The 17,212-nt window shown below is 70.5% G+C and carries 16 protein-coding genes; 1 reads left to right on the top strand and 15 read right to left on the bottom strand.

From position 1 onward, the window contains the following. The first annotated feature begins 39 nt into the window (after nt 1-39). Entirely contained in the window at nt 40-960 is a 921-nt protein-coding gene (locus tag KUM38_RS24615) for an AEC family transporter (protein WP_217131688.1), read from the top strand. A gap of 1 nt (nt 961) precedes the next feature. Here the strand turns inward: KUM38_RS24615 and KUM38_RS24620 are convergent, their stop codons facing one another. From KUM38_RS24620 to KUM38_RS24690, 15 genes are all read right to left on the bottom strand, one after another. Continuing rightward, nucleotides 962-1,552, bottom strand: coding sequence for a Uma2 family endonuclease (locus tag KUM38_RS24620; RefSeq protein WP_217131690.1), 591 nt, complete (start codon nt 1,550-1,552; stop codon nt 962-964). Between the two features lie 74 nt (nt 1,553-1,626). Continuing rightward, the gene (locus KUM38_RS24625) at nt 1,627-2,904 is read right to left on the bottom strand and encodes a thymidine phosphorylase (RefSeq protein WP_217131801.1); all 1,278 of its coding nucleotides are present in this window, start codon (nt 2,902-2,904) and stop codon (nt 1,627-1,629) included. Between the two features lie 97 nt (nt 2,905-3,001). After that, nucleotides 3,002-3,415 (bottom strand): cytidine deaminase, encoded by a 414-nt coding sequence (locus tag KUM38_RS24630; RefSeq protein WP_217131691.1) that lies wholly within the window; start codon nt 3,413-3,415, stop codon nt 3,002-3,004. Continuing rightward, nucleotides 3,412-4,686, bottom strand: a complete 1,275-nt coding sequence (locus KUM38_RS24635) for an ABC transporter permease (RefSeq protein ID WP_217131693.1) — start codon at nt 4,684-4,686, stop codon at nt 3,412-3,414. The genes KUM38_RS24630 and KUM38_RS24635 overlap by 4 nt, the downstream gene beginning before the upstream one ends. After that, nucleotides 4,683-5,807 carry an ABC transporter permease gene (locus KUM38_RS24640; protein ID WP_217131695.1) on the bottom strand — a complete coding sequence of 375 codons (1,125 nt, stop codon included), beginning with the start codon at nt 5,805-5,807 and terminating at the stop codon, nt 4,683-4,685. The genes KUM38_RS24635 and KUM38_RS24640 overlap by 4 nt, the downstream gene beginning before the upstream one ends. Beyond that, a complete protein-coding gene (locus KUM38_RS24645) occupies nt 5,807-7,366 on the bottom strand; it encodes an ABC transporter ATP-binding protein (protein WP_217131697.1) in 1,560 nt (519 codons plus the stop codon). Before KUM38_RS24645 ends, KUM38_RS24640 begins: the two co-directional genes overlap by 1 nt. Before the next feature lie 198 nt (nt 7,367-7,564). Next, nucleotides 7,565-8,614 carry a BMP family protein gene (locus KUM38_RS24650; RefSeq protein ID WP_217131699.1) on the bottom strand — a complete coding sequence of 350 codons (1,050 nt, stop codon included), beginning with the start codon at nt 8,612-8,614 and terminating at the stop codon, nt 7,565-7,567. A 261-nt stretch (nt 8,615-8,875) separates the two neighbouring features. Then, nucleotides 8,876-9,925, bottom strand: coding sequence for a BMP family protein (locus tag KUM38_RS24655; protein WP_217131702.1), 1,050 nt, complete (start codon nt 9,923-9,925; stop codon nt 8,876-8,878). Between the two features lie 248 nt (nt 9,926-10,173). Continuing rightward, nucleotides 10,174-11,331: an RNA-guided endonuclease TnpB family protein gene (locus KUM38_RS24660; RefSeq protein ID WP_217131704.1), complete on the bottom strand. Its 1,158-nt coding sequence runs from the start codon at nt 11,329-11,331 to the stop codon at nt 10,174-10,176. 290 nt (nt 11,332-11,621) lie between these two features. Continuing rightward, nucleotides 11,622-12,851 carry a M20 family metallopeptidase gene (locus tag KUM38_RS24665; protein WP_217131706.1) on the bottom strand — a complete coding sequence of 410 codons (1,230 nt, stop codon included), beginning with the start codon at nt 12,849-12,851 and terminating at the stop codon, nt 11,622-11,624. Between the two features lie 289 nt (nt 12,852-13,140). Further along, complete coding sequence (locus KUM38_RS24670) at nt 13,141-13,545, bottom strand: type II toxin-antitoxin system VapC family toxin (protein WP_217131708.1); 405 nt, start codon at nt 13,543-13,545, stop codon at nt 13,141-13,143. 9 nt (nt 13,546-13,554) lie between these two features. Further along, nucleotides 13,555-13,794, bottom strand: coding sequence for a hypothetical protein (locus KUM38_RS24675; RefSeq protein WP_254397686.1), 240 nt, complete (start codon nt 13,792-13,794; stop codon nt 13,555-13,557). An 82-nt stretch (nt 13,795-13,876) separates the two neighbouring features. Further along, nucleotides 13,877-14,941 carry a hypothetical protein gene (locus KUM38_RS24680; RefSeq protein WP_217131710.1) on the bottom strand — a complete coding sequence of 355 codons (1,065 nt, stop codon included), beginning with the start codon at nt 14,939-14,941 and terminating at the stop codon, nt 13,877-13,879. Between the two features lie 48 nt (nt 14,942-14,989). Beyond that, nucleotides 14,990-15,928 carry an N-acetylneuraminate synthase family protein gene (locus tag KUM38_RS24685; RefSeq protein WP_217131712.1) on the bottom strand — a complete coding sequence of 313 codons (939 nt, stop codon included), beginning with the start codon at nt 15,926-15,928 and terminating at the stop codon, nt 14,990-14,992. Between the two features lie 13 nt (nt 15,929-15,941). Then, nucleotides 15,942-17,198, bottom strand: coding sequence for an N-acylneuraminate cytidylyltransferase (locus KUM38_RS24690; protein WP_217131715.1), 1,257 nt, complete (start codon nt 17,196-17,198; stop codon nt 15,942-15,944). Nucleotides 17,199-17,212: the final 14 nt, after the last annotated feature.

A 17,212-nucleotide genomic window follows, 5' to 3' on the forward strand; every position in this document is an offset into this window, starting at 1 on the left:
CGCGGTGTCCGGTGCCCTTCGCATACGCGAGGAGCTGCCGTGCAGGGGGTGCTGAGCGGATTCCTGGTGATCGCCGTCGTCATCGGCGTCGGCTATGTCATCGGCCGCCGGGGGTATCTCGGCGCGCAGGGCCGCGAGGTCCTGACGAAGCTGGCGTTCCATGTGGCGTCGCCCGCGCTGCTGTTCACCACGCTCGCCCGGGCCGACCTGTCGGTGGTCTTCTCCAGCCGGCTGCTGGTCACCGCGCTGAGCACGGCGGCGGTGGCGGGCGTCTTCGTCGCGGTGGGTGTCGTACGCCGCTGGGGCGTCGGCCGCACCACCATCGGCGCCCTGTGCTCCAGCTACGTCAACTCCGGCAACCTGGGCATCCCGATCGCCGTGTACGTGCTGGGCGACGCCTCGCTCGTGGCGCCGGTGCTGCTGTTCCAGCTGGTCGGGGTCACGCCGGTCGCGCTGACGATCCTCGACCTGTCGACGGCGGGCGAGAAGCAGCCGCTGTGGCGGCGGCTCCTGACCCCGTTGCGCAATCCGATCGCGGTGGGGTCGCTGGCGGGGGTGGCGGCGTCGGCGGCCGGGGTCGAGATACCGGGGCCGGTGTGGGACCCGGTGACCCTGATCGGCAACATGGCGGTCCCCGCCGTGCTCCTCGCCTTCGGCATCTCGCTGCGCGGCAGCACGCTGCCCCTGCGGGGCGGTGACCGTGGTGCGGTCCTGCTCGCCGTGGGTCTGAAGGCGGTGGGCCAGCCGCTGGCCGCCTGGGCGCTGGCGGTGGGCGTCTTCGGCCTGCGCGGCGCGCATCTGCTGGACGTGGTGGTGACCTCGGCCCTCCCGGCCGCCCAGAACCTCTTCACGTACGCGAGCAGCTACCGGGTGGGCGAGAAGCTGGCCAGGGAGGCGATCCTGGTGTCGACGGTGCTGTCGGTGCCGGTGCTGGTGGTGGTCGCGACGCTGCTGGGGTGAGTCAGGTCCCGGGGAACTCGCCGGTGTCGATGACGAGGTCGAAGGGGGCGGGGAGCTTGATCGGTTCGCCGAACGGACCCGCGTCGAGGACGCGGTAGACGCCGTTCTCCGGTGCGCCGTGGAGCGTGAAGGCCGGCCCGCCCGGTGCCAGGCCGTCGATCAGCAGGTAGAGCGGGACACCGCCCGTGGCACATGCCTCGGGCTTCACCGTCCGGTCACGGCTCGCGGTGGCCTTCGAGGTGATCTCCACGACGAGTTCGGCTGCCGCCGCGGGGCACAGGCCGCCGTCGCCTATGTCCCCGGTGTTCTCCCGCACGACCACGAGGTCGGGCACGTAGAGCCCGAGGCGCTCCGGCACGGCGATGTCCCACCACTGATGAGCGCCCCAGTCCTCCGGGGTCGCTTCGTGGAGGCGCCGGTGCACCTGTGCGGCGATGATGTGGTGGCGGGCCCTGGCGAGTGGTGTCACGGTGACGAGCCCTTCGACGATCTCCACCCGGCAGCCCTTGGGAGCGTCCGTCCGCTCCCGGATCCAGCGGAGTTCGTCCCACTCGTTGTCGGCCTTGACGTAGTCGCCGTCGCACACGTCCATGAGGGCATCGAACACGCGGAACGGGACCGGTGGGGGTCCACCGGTCCCGTTCACCCGAATGAGGAAACTCCAGGTCAGGCGATACGTTCCCGCACGACCGGCGTAGCAGTGAAGTCCGTGCCGGGGGCGGCGATGTCGTAGGAGCCCTCGATCGACTGGAGCGCGTACTCGAAGCGGTCCGGGGTGTCCGTGTGGAGGGTGAGGAGGGACTGGCCCTCCGTCACCGTGTCGCCGGGCTTGGCGTGCATCTCGACGCCCGCGCCCGCCTGCACCGGGTCCTCCTTGCGGGCGCGGCCCGCGCCGAGGCGCCAGGCGGCGACGCCGATGTCATAGGCGTCCAGGCGGGTCAGGACACCGGAGGACGGGGCCTTGATCACATGCTGCTCGCGGGACGTCGGAAGCTCCGCGTCCGGGTCGCCGCCCTGGGCCGCGATCATGCGGCGCCAGACGTCCATCGCGGAGCCGTCGGCGAGGGCCTTCGCCGGGTCGGCGTCGCGCAGGCCCGCCGCGTCCAGCATCTCGCGGGCCAGGGCGAGGGTCAGTTCGACCACGTCCGCGGGGCCGCCGCCCGCCAGGACCTCGACCGACTCGCGGACCTCGAGGGCGTTGCCGGCGGTCAGGCCGAGGGGGGTGGACATGTCGGTGAGGAGGGCGACCGTCTTCACGCCGGAGTCGGTGCCCAGGCCGACCATGGTGCGGGCCAGTTCGCGGGCGTCGTCGATCGTCTTCATGAAGGCGCCGGTGCCGACCTTCACGTCGAGGACCAGGGAGCCGGTGCCCTCCGCGATCTTCTTCGACATGATCGAGGAGGCGATGAGCGGGATCGCCTCGACCGTGCCCGTGACGTCCCGGAGCGCGTACAGCTTCTTGTCCGCCGGGGCCAGCCCGTCGCCCGCCGCGCAGATCACCGCGCCGGTGCCGTCCAGCACCGACAGCATCTCCTCGTTGGAGAGCAGCGCGCGCCAGCCGGGGATCGACTCCAGCTTGTCGAGCGTGCCGCCGGTGTGGCCGAGGCCGCGGCCGGACAGCTGCGGGACGGCCGCGCCGCAGGCGGCGACCAGCGGGGCCAGCGGGAGGGTGATCTTGTCGCCGACGCCGCCCGTGGAGTGCTTGTCGGCGGTGGGGCGGGAGAGCGAGGAGAAGTCCATGCGCTCGCCGGAGGCGATCATCGCGGCCGTCCAGCGGGCGATCTCGCTCCGGTTCATGCCGTTGAGCAGGATCGCCATGGCGAGGGCCGACATCTGCTCGTCGGCCACCTCCCCGCGGGTGTACGCGTCGATCACCCAGTCGATCTGCTCGTCGCTGAGTTCGCCGCGGTCCCGCTTGGTGCGGATGACGGAGATGGCGTCCATGGCCATGGCTGGCGTTCCTTCCGGGGGTGCGAAGGGTGCGGCCCCTCCGGTCGACGGTAACGGCTGTCGCCCGGAGGGGCCGCGGGGAATGACGGGGTTACTTGGTGAGGTGCTGCGGGCCGAAGGCCTGGGGCAGCATCTCCGACAGCGGCAGGATGCCCGCCGGGGTCTCCAGGAGCAGACCGGGGCCGCCGAACTCGTACAGCAGCTGGCGGCAGCGGCCGCACGGGACGAGGATCTCGCCGTCGCCGTCCACGCAGGTGAAGTGCGTGAGCCGGCCGCCCCCGGTGCGCTGGAGCTCGGAGACCAGTCCGCACTCGGCGCACAGCCCGATCCCGTACGAGGCGTTCTCGACGTTGCAGCCGGAGACCGTGCGTCCGTCGTCGACCAGGGCCGCTACGCCGACCGGGTAGCCCGAGTAGGGGGCGTAGGCGTGGGACATGGCGTCCCGCGCCACGGCGCGCAGCGCCTCCCAGTCGACGTCGGCCGTGGTGGCCCCTGAGGAGGTCACTTGCCCTGTCCCTTCCGGTACGGCATGCCGTCCGCCTTCGGCATGCGCAGCCGCTGGGCGGAGAGGGCGAGGACGACGAGGGTGATGACGTACGGCGTGGCGGCGACGACCTGGTTGGGGACCTCGTTGGTGCCGGCGTACCAGGCGAAGACGAGGGCGCCGACGACCAGGGTGATCACCGCGTGGACGTACTTCTTGCGGACGGCCAGCCAGATCGCTCCGATGAGCAGCAGCAGCGCGCCGAGCAGCAGCAGGGCGTGCACGTTGGCGGAGCCACCGCGCAGGTTGAGGCTGTCGGTGTAGCCGAAGAGGCCGGCGCCGATGGCGAGGCCGCCCGGCATCCAGTTGCCGAAGATCATCGCGGCGAGGCCGATGTAGCCGCGGCCGCTGGTCTGGCCCTCCAGGTAGAAGGGGTTGGCGACGATGGACAGGAAGACGCCGCCGAGGCCGGCCAGGCCGCCGGAGATGATCACGGCGAGGTACTTGTACTTGTAGACGTTGACGCCGAGGGACTCGGCGGCGATCGGGTTCTCGCCGCAGGAGCGCAGCCGCAGGCCGAACGCCGTGCGCCACAGGATCCACCAGGTGGCGGGGATGAGCGCGACGGCGATCAGGGTCAGCCAGGAGACGTCGGTGACCAGTCCGCCGAGCAGGCCGGCGACGTCGGAGACGAAGAACCAGCCCTTGTCGTTGAGGTCGCTGAGCCCGTCGGACAGTCCCGGCACGGTGAAGTGGCCGAGGGAGTCGACCGCCGGGGACTGCTTGGCGGAGCCGCCCTGGTGGCCCTCGAAGGCGAGCGGGGCGAGGTAGCGGGTGGCGCCGAGGGCGAGGATGTTGATGGCCACACCGGAGACGATGTGGTTGACGTTGAAGGTGACGGTGACGATCGCGTGCAGCAGACCGCCGAGCGCGCCGCCGAGGATGCCGACGAGGACGCCGGTCCACGGGCCCCACTGGAATCCGGCCCAGGCGCCGAACCAGGTGCCGAGGATCAGCATGCCCTCGAGGCCGATGTTGACGACGCCCGCGCGCTCGGCCCAGAGTCCGCCGAGACCGGCGAGGCCGATGGGGACGGCGAGTTGGAGGGCGGTGGACATCTGGCTGACGTTGGTGATGCCGTCCGCGCCGGTGATGATGCGGACGATCGAGACCAGTGCCAGGGCTCCGGCGATGACCAGGAGCAGGACGGGCCACGACATGCGGCGGCCGGTCGGCGGTGCGTGTTCCAGCGACGGCTGGTTGACGTCGGTCGCTGTGGTCGGAGCGGTCATCGGCCGGCCACCTCCTTCGTGGTGTTGTTGTCGGCGCCCAGGACGTGCCCTGCGGCGAGCTCCGCGCCGACCCGGCGCTGCTGGCGGCGCAGGCCCCACTCGCGGACGGCCTCGTAGGAGACGACGACCGAGAGGACGATCAGGCCCTGCATGATGACCGCGATCTCCTTGTCGTAGCCGTGGAAGTCCAGCTCGGGCGAGGCCTTGTCGAGCCAGGCCCACAGCAGGGCGGCGAAGGCGATGCCGACCGGGCTGTTGCGGCCGAGGAGGGCGATGCCGATGCCGAGGAAGCCGATGCCGGTGGGGAAGTTGAGGCTGTAGGTGTGGGTGTCGCCCATCAGGATGGGCAGGCCCGCGAGTCCGGCGATGGCGCCGGAGAGCAGCATGGCGGTGAGGACCATGCGCTTGGGGCTGACGCCGCTGGCCGCGGCGGCGGACTCGGAGGCGCCGGAGGCGCGCAGGTCGAAGCCGAAGCGGGTGCGGTTGAGGACGACCCAGTAGCCGATGCCGAGCAGGACGGCGAGGATCACCAGGCCGTAGACCTCGCCGGCCTCGCCCATGTCGATGCCGGGGATCCAGCCGGACTCGTGCATCTCGCCGGTGGTGTTGTTGTTGCCGACCTTGACGCCGAAGACGGTGGGCAGCCACAGGTAGCCGATGACGGAGGTCGCGATCGCGTTGAGCATGATCGTGGCGACGACCTCGCTGACCCCGCGGGTGACCTTGAGGACACCGGCGATGCCGGACCAGAAGGCGCCGGTGAACACGGCGGTGAGGAGCAGCAGCGGGATCTGCAGCGCGGCCGGCAGGTTCATGTGGGCGCCGACGACGGCGGCCATCATGGCGGCGAGCTGGTACTGGCCGTCGACGCCGATGTTGAACAGGTTCATGCGGAAGCCGATGGCGACCGCGAGGGCGGCGATGTAGTACATCGAGGCCTGGTTGATGATCAGGACCTGGATGTCGGAGAACCCGGCCTGCTCGAACATCAGGGCGAACGGCTCGACGGGGTTCTTGCCGGAGGCGATCAGGACGATCGCGCTGAGCACGAAGGCCACGGCGAGCGCGATGACCGGCCCGGCCACCGCGAGGAGCACGCGCTCCTTGTCGAACTTCTTCATCAGCGGGCCTCGTCTTCCGCACCCGAGCCGCCGTCGGCCGGGGTCTCTTCGTGCTCCAGGTGTCCGGAGGCGGCGCCGGTCATGGCGGTGCCGAGTTCCTCCGGGGTGATGGTGGCCGGGTCGGCGTCCGCGACCAGCTTGCCGTCGTAGATCACCCGGAGGGTGTCGGACAGACCGATGAGCTCGTCCAGGTCGGCGGAGATCAGCAGCACGGCCAGGCCCTCGCGGCGGGCCTCGCGGATGTGGTCCCAGATGGCGGCCTGCGCGCCGACGTCCACACCGCGGGTGGGGTGGGCGGCGATCAGGAAGCGCGGCTTGTGGCTCATCTCGCGGCCGACGATCAGCTTCTGCTGGTTGCCGCCGGACAGGGAGGCCGCGGTGACGTCGATGCCGGGGGTGCGGACGTCGTACTCCGTCACGATCCGGCGGGTGTCCTCCTGGGCGGCCTTCGGGTCGAGCCAGACGCCCTTGGCGTTGGGCTTCTCGGTGACGTGGCCGAGGATGCGGTTCTCCCAGAGGGGGGACTCCAGGAGCAGGCCGTGGCGGTGGCGGTCCTCGGGGATGTAGCCGATGCCCTGTTCGCGGCGCTTGCGGGTGGCCCAGGAGGTGATCTCCTCGTCGGCCAGCCGGATGACGCCGGAGTCGGCGTGCTTCAGGCCGATGAGCGCGTCGACCAGCTCGGTCTGGCCGTTGCCCTCGACGCCGGCGATGCCCAGGACCTCGCCCGCGTGGATGGTGAAGCTGATGTCGTCGAGCAGGGCCTTGCCGCCGGGGGCCACCAGGCGCAGCTTGTCGACGGTGAGGACGGGGCGGTCGGTGACGGTGGACTCGGCCGTCTCGGGGGTGGGCAGCTCGCTGCCGACCATCAGCTCGGCGAGCTGGCGCGGGGTCGTCTCGGCGGGGACGGCCGTGCCGACCGTGGTGCCGCGGCGGATGACGGTGATGTCGTCGGCGACGGAGAGGACTTCGCCCAGCTTGTGGGAGATGAAGATGACCGACAGGCCCTCGGCCTTCAGCTCGCGCAGGTTGTCGAAGAGCGCGTCGACCTCCTGCGGCACCAGGACGGCGGTGGGCTCGTCGAGGATCAGGGTGGTGGCGCCGCGGTAGAGGACCTTGAGGATCTCCACGCGCTGGCGGGCGGCGACGCCGAGCTCCTCGACCAGGACGTCGGGGCGCACGCCGAGGCCGTAGCGGTCGGAGAGCTCCTTGATCTTGCGGCGGGCCTTGGCGCCGATGCCGTAGAGCTTCTCGCTGCCGAGGACGACGTTCTCGAGGACGGTGAGGTTGTCGGCGAGCATGAAGTGCTGGTGCACCATGCCGATACCGCGGACGATGGCGTCGGCGGGCGAGGAGAAGCTCACCTGTTCGCCGTGGATCGCGATGGTGCCCTCGTCCGGCTTCTGCATGCCGTAGAGGATCTTCATCAGGGTCGACTTGCCGGCGCCGTTCTCACCGACGAGGGCGTGGACGGTGCCCTTGCGGACGGTGAGGTGGATGTCGTGGTTGGCCACGACACCCGGGAAGCGCTTGGTGATCCCGGCGAGTTCGACGGCGGTCACCGAATCGTTGACCGCCGCTCCGGCCGGAGGGCTGCTGGACGCGTTGATGACGCACTCTCCTGGGGACGGGGGCCGTCTACGCGCGTAGTGCCCCTACGGCATGCAAAGGGGTGGCGCACTCGACCGACGGGGTACGAGGAGCCGTGCTCCTCGTACCCCGTCGAGCGGACGCGACCCCGGGGTCGTTCAGGGGGTGTCTCAGCTCGACTTGACCTTGATCTCGCCGCTGATGATCTTCTCCTTGGCCGCCTCGATGGCTTTCTGGAGCTCGGCGTCGTCCGCGAACTTCGGGTTGGAGTTCGACAGGCTCACCTCACCCGTCTTCAGATCGCCCTTGACGATACCGGTCGTGGGCTTGCCGTCCTCGACCGACTTCGCCAGGTTGTACACCGCCTTGGCGACGTCCTTCATCGCCGAGGTGAGGATCGAGTCCTTGTACTTGGCGAGGGCCGCCTGCTGGTACTGGTCGGAGTCGACACCGATCGCCCACACCTTGTTGGCGGCGGCGGCCTCGATGACGCCCTGACCGGACAGACCGGCGGCCGCGTAGACGACGTCGGCCTTCTTCTCGATCTGGCCCTCGGCGGCGCTCTTGCCCTTGTCGGGGCTGGAGAAGCCGCCCTCCTCCGCGGTCTGCGTCAGGAACTGCGAGATGACCTTGACCTTGGGGTCGGTGTCCTTCACGCCCTGCTCGAAGCCCGCGCGGAACTTGTGGATCAGCGGGATGTCCACGCCGCCCACGAAGCCGACCGTCTTCGTCTCGGTGCTCTTGGCCGCGGCGACACCGGCCAGGTAGGAGGCCTCCTCCTCGGAGAAGACCAGGTCGGCGACGTTCTTCGCCTCGACCGTGGCGTCGTCGACGATGCCGAAGGTGGTGTCCGGGTACTTCTCCGCGGCGCCCTTCACGGCGGCGGCGTACGCGTAGCCGACACCGACGACCGGGTTGTAGCCCTGCTTCGCCAGCGAGACCAGACGCTGCTCCTTGTCGGCGTCCGTCTCGCCGTCGGTGGGCTCGACGTCGGCCGTCTCGTAGCCGAACTCCTTCTTCGCCTGCTCCAGGCCCGCGTACGCGGCGTCGTTGAAGGACTGGTCGCCCTTGCCGCCGACGTCGTAGGCGATGGCGAGACCCTTGTCGCCCTTCGACTCCGAGGAGCCCGAGGAGGTGGAGGTGCCGCCGCAGGCGGAGAGCGCGAGGGCCAGGGAGGCGGTCGCTGCGCCTGCGACCGTGATCCGGGAAATCCGGCGCATGTGTGGTGCTCCTAGTCGTACAAAGCGCCGGGACGTGTTCAGCTGCGGCGCTGGCTTTGCCGCAGATTAACGCGCGTAGACCTGCCTGAAAACCCCTTCTGTCCACCTTGTTATCCGGCCGTGGCCAACACCACTCCGAGCCGTGGTCAACGCATCGCCGATCGCGAACGGAGGGTGGCGGTGGGTGAGCGGACGCGGGAACGGCGGAGCGGGCGGGCGCTCGTGGGCGCCCGCCCGCTCCGTGGGTTTCCGCCGGGTCCGCTACTCGGTCTTCACCTTGATGGAGCCGTCGATGATGCCTTCCTTGGCCTTGGCCACGGCGTCCGTCAGGCCGGCGACCTCGGCCATCTTCGGGTTGCTCTCGGAGAGGCCGACGCCGTTCACCTTGAGGTCGAAGACCTGGGTGCCGGTCAGCGGCTTGTCGTCCTCGACCGACTTGGCCAGGGTGTACACCGCGCCGCCGACGTCCTTCAGGGCGGAGGTGAGGATGTAGTCCTTGTACGCCGCGAGGGCTTCCTGCCGGTACTGGTCGGAGTCGACGCCGATCGCCCAGACCTTCGCCTTGGCGGCGGCCTCGATGACGCCCTGACCGGAGAGACCGGCCGCCTGGTAGACGACGTCGGCGTTCTTCTCGATCTGGCCCTCGGCGGCGGCCTTGCCCTTGTCGGGGCTGGAGAAGCCGCCCTCCTCCGCGGTCTGCGTCAGGTACTGCGGGATCACCTTGACCTTGGGGTCGGTGTCCTTGACGCCCTGCTCGTAACCGGCCTGGAACTTGTGGATCAGCGGGATGTCCACACCGCCCACGAAGCCGACCGTCTTCGTCTTGGTGGCCTTGGCGGCGGCGACACCGGCGAGGTAGGAGGCCTGCTCCTCGGCGAAGACGAGGGAGGCGACGTTGTCGCCCTCGACGACGGAGTCGACGATGCCGAAGGTGGTCTTCGGGTACTTCGCGGCCACGGCCTTCATCGCGGGGCCGTAGGCGAAGCCGACGCCGATGACCGGGTTGTAGCCCTGGCGGGCCAGCGAGGCCAGGCGCTGCTCCTTGTCCGCGTCGGTCTCGCCCTCGGTGGGCTCGACGTCGGCGGTCTTGTAACCGAACTCGTCCTTGGCCTTGGTGAGGCCGGCGAAGGCGGCGTCGTTGAAGGACTGGTCGCCCTTGCCCCCGATGTCGTAGGCGATGGCGAGGCCGAGGTCTTCCTTGGCGCCGCCGCTGTCGCCGTTGTCACTGCTGGTGCCGCCGCAGGCGGTGGCGGCGAGTGCGAGCGAGGCGACCCCCACCGCGACGCGGGTCAGTTTGGATATCCGACGCATCTGAAGTTCCCCATTCTCCAAAGCCCCGCAGCGGGTGCTCGGTTCGGCGCACATTAACGCGCGTAGACACTCCTGGGAACGGGATCGAGCGGGGCCGTTATCCATTCGTGCCGATGGCCGGTTACGTCCCTGTCACCTTCTCGGTCGTGGACGGCCGAGTTTGTGCACTCGGTCATTCACACCTTGTCGCGCTCCCGACTGTCCCCTACGGCAGGACGGTCACGGGTCGCATCTCCCCATGCCCCGGCTTACGTCGGCGCGGGGACGGGTGCGGTGACGAACACCCACGCCGAGCGCGCGCGGTTGCGCACGTTGACCCCGGCGACGTGGTCGGCGGGCCCAGCGAGGCCGCACCGACAACAGCGGAAATGGTCCCGGGTGGGCCGGTTGGCCTTCTCGGTGTGCCCGCAGCGCGGACAGCGCTGCGAGGTGTAGGCCGGATCCACCTCGACGAACGGCACCCCGGCCCGCCTGGCCTTATAGGCAAGGTGCTGTCCGAGCTGGTGGAACGGCCACGAGGAAAGCGCGCCCCGCTGGTCGCGACGAAGCCGTACCCGCTCACGAATCCCGCCGAGCTCCTCGACGGCGATCCCGCGACCGGTGCGTTGCGCGATAGACACGATCTCCTTGGAAATCCGGTGGTTCACCTGCGTGGCATGACGATGCTCCCTCTGTGTACGGCGGGCCAGCCGACGAGTGGCCGAACGGGTCCCCTTCGCTTGCAGTTCGGCGCGTTTGCGGGCCTGCCAACGCCGGTAGCGCTCCAGGCGACGCCCCTGGTAGTTGATGCCATCGCTGGTGGTGGCGAGGTTGACGATGCCGCGGTCCACGCCGATGAAGTCGGCCGGCTCGTACACCTCGACGTCCGGGATCTCGCAGGTGGCGATCAGAAACCACTTCCCGGCCCGCCGGACCAAATCCGACTCGCCCTTGCGGTGCTCTGCCAGCATCTTCAGCTGGTCCGGCGAGCCGGTAAAACGCAGGCCACGCATCCGCCCTTCAACCGTCCAGACCGACACCGTGCGCGCGTCCGTCTGCCACGACAAGCACCGGTCATCGAACGGCTGCGCCGCATCCGGCCGGAAGCCGATCGGCGAACCCACCGCCCTGCGATACCGCTTCGATGATGGCCGGCCCAGCCGTCCCGCCTTCATACTCGCCGCGAGCCCGCTGTATGCGTCCACGACCTTCTTCACCACCCGCACCGCAGGCTGCGCGGACAACCCGAACATGGTCTTGATCTCCGCGTACACCAGCTTCTGCAACCCGTTCCGGTCCCGCGTTCCCGACTCATACGCCACCCGGGAGGCATGGCCAGCGGCTCGGTTACAGGCGCGTAGCGTTGCCTCCAGCGCCGCCGCCTGCTGCTGCGACGGCAACAGCTTCACCTGCACCACCACCTTCATGCTCCCCACGTAAGCAACGGCATCGCACACACAGGCGGACTCTGTACACATCCACCCACCCATGTGACCCCATCGCACATACGAACGCATTCCGCAACATGTCGTCTGCAGTGTGAGGCGCCTTGCCGACCACGACGACACGGCCGTGCAAGAGCCGGGTGGCTGGAAAAACCGACAGGCACGATCGGTGCGGCACGCCTGCGATAGGCCATGCGCCCACGCTGCCCCTCTCCCGTACGGACCGCAAGCGGAGCGTGCGGTCGGGGACGGAGCCGGCTTGTGCTGATGAACTACCGCAAGGCGTCCAGGAGGGCGGCGCCGGTGAAGAGTTCCACGCCGACGGTGATGGCGTGCTCGTCGACGTCGAAGTCGCCCTGGTGCAGATCGCGCACGGTGCGCTCGCCCGGGGGGCGGACGCCGAGGCGGGCCATGGCGCCGGGGACGCGCTCCAGGTACCAGGAGAAGTCCTCGCCGCCGAGGCTCTGCTCGGTGCCCTCGACGGACTCCGCTCCGCGCCGCGCGATCATGGCGTCGCGCAGCAGCTCGGTGGCGCCGGCCTCGTTGACGACCGGCGGGACGCCGCGCACGTAGGTGATCTCCGACTTGGCGCGGTGCAGGTTGGCCACCTCGTCGATGGCGGCGACCACGATGTCGGGGGCCTGCCGCCAGGTCTCCAGGTCCAGGCAGCGCACGGTGCCGGACAGCTCGGCGTGCTGCGGGATGACGTTGGGCGCGTGGCCCGACTCGACCCGGCCCCAGGTCACGGCGAGTCCGCTGCGGCTGTCGACGCGCCGGCCGACCAGGGCGGGCACGTCGGTGACGACCCGCGCGGCGGCGGTGACCAGGTCGGTGGTCAGATGCGGGCGGGCGGTGTGGCCGCCGGGGCCGTCGAGGGCGATCTCCAGCCGGTCGCAGGCGGAGGTGATGGGCCCCTCGCGCAGGCCGATCTTCCCGGCGTCGACGCGGGGGTCGCAGTGCACGGCGAGGATCCGGCCGATGCCGTCGAGTCCGCCGTCCTCGACGACCTCGGCCGCTCCGCCGGGCAGCACCTCCTCGGCGGGCTGGAAGATCAGCCGCACGGGGCGCGGCAGCAGCCCCTGGCGGTGCAGTTCGGCGAGGACCAGGCCGGCGCCGAGCACGACGGTGGTGTGCACGTCGTGGCCGCAGGCGTGGGCCCGGTCGGGCACGGTGGAGCGGTAGGGGCAGGAGGCCTTCATGTCGGGGATGGGCAGGCCGTCGATGTCGGCGCGCAGGGCGAGCATCGCCGAGTCCGTGCCGGCCTCGCCGTCGGTTCCGATGTCACAGATCAGGCCGGTGCCGCCGGAGAGGACGCGCGGCTGCAGACCGGCCTGCTCGAGGCGTTCCTTGATCGCCGCGGTGGTGCGGAACTCCTGGTGACCGAGCTCCGGGTGCATGTGCAGGTCGCGCCGGAAGGCCACGAGTTCGGCGCGCAGGGCCTCGGGCAGCGCGCCGGGGAGCACCGCTCCTCCGGGGAGATCGATCTCGGACTCCAGTGACATCAGTGGTTTCACCCTTTGAAGAGTAGGGCGCCGGAGCCGTCCACTGACCCCTGATCAAAAAAATTCAATCCGTTGGGGGGAGAAAATCCGGCTGCCCTACGCATAGTTGTGTATTGAGGTGGGTACACTCACCGCCTTTTGCGAGGGTATAGGCCGATGGCCTGCCGGTCCATGAGGTCGATCACAGTCCCGGCCACGGTTCCGGCACCCGTCCACTCCTCACGGTTACCACGCTCGGCCCAAGGCACGCGGACGGGTTCATTCGGCGGATGCCGGCGGGCGACGGCTGCTATTCGGCACCGAGAACGCGAAGGCCGTGGTGAAGGCGGAAGTCCTCGTAGTCCTTGAGGTTGAGAGTGGCCAGCGGCAGGTCGTAGGTGAGAGCGCTGGCGGCGATCCACATGTCGTTGGTGGGACGGGGCCGACCACGCTGTATCCCGGCGGCGGACAGTCGCCCCCAGGTGGTGGCGACGGCTTCGTCGCCCGGAAGGACAGGGATGTCGGCGAGCCAGTCGGCAAGCTCCTGGCGGCTCCGGGTGCCCCAGTGACGGATCTCCATCCACTTCGTGAGCTCACCGTAGGTCACGAATGTGATCAGCGGTTTGCGGCCGATCAGGCGGGTCGCCAGTGGCCCGGTCAGCTTGCGCTTGTGCAGCAGGGAGGCGACGTCGGTGTCGAGGATGACGGGTTGCATGCGGCGGGCTCAGGCGGCGTCGCGCCGACGCTCGGCGTAGGTGAAGACGAGGAACTCTTCCAGCTCCTCGTCCGACTCGAAAGTGTCGGCGGCGAGGTCGTCCAGGGAACGGATCGGCTGGGTGTTCTTCGCGGCCAGCAGCTCCTCGACCGACACGCGCGGCCTCGGCTGTGGGTGGCCGAGGCCTTCGGATGCGGGCGTGCTCATCGGGACCTCCAGCAGGGCGAGAACCGGCTCCACGGCCAGCATACGAGCGCTCTCACCTGGTGACATCGGGTTTCGCCGACATGAGCGCGCATCCGAACACCCGCTCCCTTCCGGCAGCGGCGACTCACACCGCCGGTGCCGTCCGCAGGTGGTGGGCGGACTTGGCCGTGTCCGTGACGTTGGCCAGGAAGCCCTGGGCGCGGGGGGAGGCGTTCTTGGTCAGCCAGGCGGGGTCTATGTCGCACACCGCGACGCGGACGCCGGTGCCGGCGAGGGCGAGGGGCAGGGTGTGGACGACCGTGGAGGGGAAGCTGACGATCGTACGGCCGATGGGGCCGCGGCGGGCGATGAGCTCCAGCGGCAGCTCCGGGCGGACGATCTCCAGTCCGGTCCCGACGGCGAGCCGGTGGAGTTTCTCCGTGCTCTCGCGGCGGTGGGCGAAGTAGCGCTTGGCGCCGTGCGTGGCGACCAGGGCGCTCACGGCCTCCAGGTAGGCGTCGGTGTCCACCACGCCGGTCTCCACCAGGGAGGTGCCGACCAGGTCGGCGCCCCGGGTGACGCTGGGCGGGCCGAAGCGGTCCCGGGTCCAGGCGAAGGTGTGGGAGCTGACGGTGACCCCGGGCGGGACGTCCTCCATGGGCATGGAGGTGAAGACCTCCACCGTGCGCTTCCCCCCGGGGGTGAGCCGGCGCCGGGCGGCGGCGGACACGGGGGCGAGGACGAGTTCGCGGGGGCCCGGGCGGCCGCCCTTGCGGTGCCAGCGCACCAGGCGTTCGCCCCGGGCCAGCTGGCCGACGAACTCCATGGTCGCGGTGCCGTCGTCGACGACGACGACCTCACGGGCGCGGGTGATCGTCAGCAGCAGCTGGACGTAGCGGGAGAAGGGGTCGCCCAGGACGACGCGGGTGGCCCGGCGGAGCGGGGCGGTCAGACCGCCGACCGTCTGGAACGGTGCGCCGGCTCCTCCCCGCGCCTCCTCCCAGCGGACCTCGTGGCCTTCCTCGCGGGCCAGCTCCGCCATGCGGCGCAGCTGGCCCCGGGTCATGGGGTCGACCGGGGACAGCACCACGAGGGTGAGCCCCACGCCGGGCGCACGCGTGTGCGCCCACTCCAGCACGTTGAGCAGTTGTACCGGGCTCTCGACGAAGGCGAGAGTGTGGGGGCCGGGCCGGCCGGCGCGGGGGCTCATCGACGTACGACCATTCCCGTCGTCGTAGGGGTGGGGGGTGCGGTCCGCTCAGACCGACAGCGGTTCGCCCGCGGCCGCCGCGATCTCCGCCTCGGCGACCACGCCGCTGACGCGGCGCAGCTTCTTCATCGGGCCGAGCTCGGAGTCGTAGACCTTCTTGACGCCGTCACCGAGGGAGGCCTCGATGGTGCGGATGTCGCGGACCAGGCGCTGCAGGCCCTGCGGCTCGACGGAGGCGGCCTGGTCGGAGCCCCACATGGCGCGGTCGAGGGTGATGTGGCGCTCGACGAAGACGGCGCCGAGGGCGACGGCGGCGAGGGTGGTCTGCAGGCCGGTCTCGTGGCCGGAGTAGCCGATCGGGACGTTCGGGTACTCCTGCTGGAGGGTGTTGATGACCCGCAGGTTCAGCTCCTCGGCCTTCGCCGGGTAGGTGGAGGTGGCGTGGCAGAGCAGGATGTTGTCGCTGCCCAGGACCTCGACCGCGTGGCGGATCTGCTTCGGGGTGGACATGCCGGTGGAGAGGATGATCGTGCGGCCGGTGGCGCGCAGGGCGCGCAGCAGCTCGTCGTCGGTGAGGGAGGCGGAGGCCACCTTGTGGGCGGGGACGTCGAACTTCTCCAGGAAGGCGACGGCCTCGGTGTCCCACGGGGAGGCGAACCAGTCGATCCCCTTCTCCTTGCAGTACTCGTCGATCTGGCGGTACTCGTCCTCGCCGAACTCCACGCGGTGGCGGTAGTCGATGTACGTCATCCGGCCCCAGGGGGTGTCGCGCTCGATGTCCCACTGGTCGCGCGGGGTGCAGATCTCGGGGGTGCGCTTCTGGAACTTGACCGCGTCGCAGCCGGCCTCGGCGGCGGCGTCGATCAGCTTGAAGGCGTTCTCGAGGTCACCGTTGTGGTTGATGCCGATCTCACCGGTGACGTACACGGGGCGGCCGGGGCCGGCCTCGCGGGAACCGAGGGTGCGGATGCGGGAGTTGGTGCTCATGTCCGGGGTTTCCTTACTTGGGGAGGGAATCGAGAGAGGGACCGAGGATCCAGCCGGCGATCTCTCGGATCGCGCCGTCACCGCCGGGGAGGGTGGTGACCGCGCGTGCGGCGCCGCGTACGACGTCGTGGGCGCTCGCGACCGCCACGGGCCAGCCGACGAGGGCGAAGCACGGGAGGTCATTGACGTCGTTGCCGACGTAGAGCACGCGCTCGGGCGCGATGCCCTGTTCCTCGCACCACTGCTTGAGCGCGAGGTCCTTGCGGTCGATGCCGTGCAGCACGGGGAGCTTGAGCTTGCGTGCGCGGGCGGCGACGACCGGGTTCTGCTCCGTGGACAGGATCAGCAGCTTCAGGCCGCTGCGGCGCAGGGCCGCGATGCCGAGTCCGTCCCCGCGGTGCACGGAGACGAATTCCCGTCCGTCGGAGTCGATCAGCACCCTGTCGTCGGTCTGGGTGCCGTCGAAGTCGAGGACGACCGCGTCGATGTCGTCGGCGGTCGGGAGGGCGCCGGGCCGGTCCCCGTCGAAGAGCGGGGCGAGGGCGCGGGCCCGGGCGAGGTCGTGCGGGTCGTCGATCTCCAGGACGCGGGCCGGGTCGGTGCGCACGAGTTCGGTGCGGCCGAAGAACCGGTGCTTGTGCTCGCGGAAGCCGGCCGCGTCCATGGCGTAGGCGGCACCGGTCTCCAGGAGGTCCTGGGGGCGGTCCTGGCGGCGGGGGCGGAAGGACTTGTCGTGGTTGACGCCGTGGCCTCCGGCGGCGGACGGGTCCGCTCCCGCGACGGCGGCCGGGGCGCCGGGGGTCTCGTCCGCCGCGTCCCGCCAGATGAAGCCGTGGAAGGGGGCGACGGTCACCGCGGTGTCGGCGCCCTGGTCGACGACCGCGCCGGCCACTCCGTCGACGTCCTCGCGGAGCAGGAAGGGGCTGGTGCACTGCACGAGCAGGACGACGTCCACGGGGGCGCCGTGGAGGGCCTCGTGGGTGTCCATCGCGTGCAGGACGGCGGCCTCGGAGGTGGCGGTGTCGCCGGCGATGGCGGCGGGCCGCAGCACGACCTCGGCGCCGGCCTGCCGGGCGGCGGCCGCTATGGCCTGGTCGTCGGTGGAGACGACGACGTCCGTGACGTACCGCGCGGCCCGGCACTCGCGCACGGCGCGCGCCACCAGCGGGACACCGCCGACGGGGGCGAGGTTCTTCGCGGGAACGCCCTTGGAGCCGCCGCGCGCGGGGATCACGGCGAGCACACGGCGCACCGTCGGCGGGTGGGACATGGGATCAGCTCCTT

Source organism: Streptomyces sp. AC558_RSS880, assembly GCF_019049255.1.
Lineage (GTDB): Bacteria > Actinomycetota > Actinomycetes > Streptomycetales > Streptomycetaceae > Streptomyces.

Excerpts from the sequence above, each read along its gene's own strand:
- KUM38_RS24620 (WP_217131690.1), bottom strand. The coding sequence starts at position 1,552 with ATGGACGTGTGCGACGGCGACTACGTCAAGGCCGACAACGAGTGGGAC.
- KUM38_RS24675 (WP_254397686.1), bottom strand. The coding sequence starts at position 13,794 with ATGCTGGCCGTGGAGCCGGTTCTCGCCCTGCTGGAGGTCCCGATGAGC.
- KUM38_RS24665 (WP_217131706.1), bottom strand. The coding sequence starts at position 12,851 with ATGTCACTGGAGTCCGAGATCGATCTCCCCGGAGGAGCGGTGCTCCCC.
- KUM38_RS24625 (WP_217131801.1), bottom strand. The coding sequence starts at position 2,904 with ATGGACGCCATCTCCGTCATCCGCACCAAGCGGGACCGCGGCGAACTC.
- KUM38_RS24660 (WP_217131704.1), bottom strand. The coding sequence starts at position 11,331 with ATGAAGGTGGTGGTGCAGGTGAAGCTGTTGCCGTCGCAGCAGCAGGCG.
- KUM38_RS24635 (WP_217131693.1), bottom strand. The coding sequence starts at position 4,686 with ATGACCGCTCCGACCACAGCGACCGACGTCAACCAGCCGTCGCTGGAA.
- KUM38_RS24685 (WP_217131712.1), bottom strand. The coding sequence starts at position 15,928 with ATGAGCACCAACTCCCGCATCCGCACCCTCGGTTCCCGCGAGGCCGGC.
- KUM38_RS24640 (WP_217131695.1), bottom strand. The coding sequence starts at position 5,807 with ATGAAGAAGTTCGACAAGGAGCGCGTGCTCCTCGCGGTGGCCGGGCCG.
- KUM38_RS24655 (WP_217131702.1), bottom strand. The coding sequence starts at position 9,925 with ATGCGTCGGATATCCAAACTGACCCGCGTCGCGGTGGGGGTCGCCTCG.
- KUM38_RS24690 (WP_217131715.1), bottom strand. The coding sequence starts at position 17,198 with ATGTCCCACCCGCCGACGGTGCGCCGTGTGCTCGCCGTGATCCCCGCG.
- KUM38_RS24650 (WP_217131699.1), bottom strand. The coding sequence starts at position 8,614 with ATGCGCCGGATTTCCCGGATCACGGTCGCAGGCGCAGCGACCGCCTCC.
- KUM38_RS24670 (WP_217131708.1), bottom strand. The coding sequence starts at position 13,545 with ATGCAACCCGTCATCCTCGACACCGACGTCGCCTCCCTGCTGCACAAG.
- KUM38_RS24680 (WP_217131710.1), bottom strand. The coding sequence starts at position 14,941 with ATGAGCCCCCGCGCCGGCCGGCCCGGCCCCCACACTCTCGCCTTCGTC.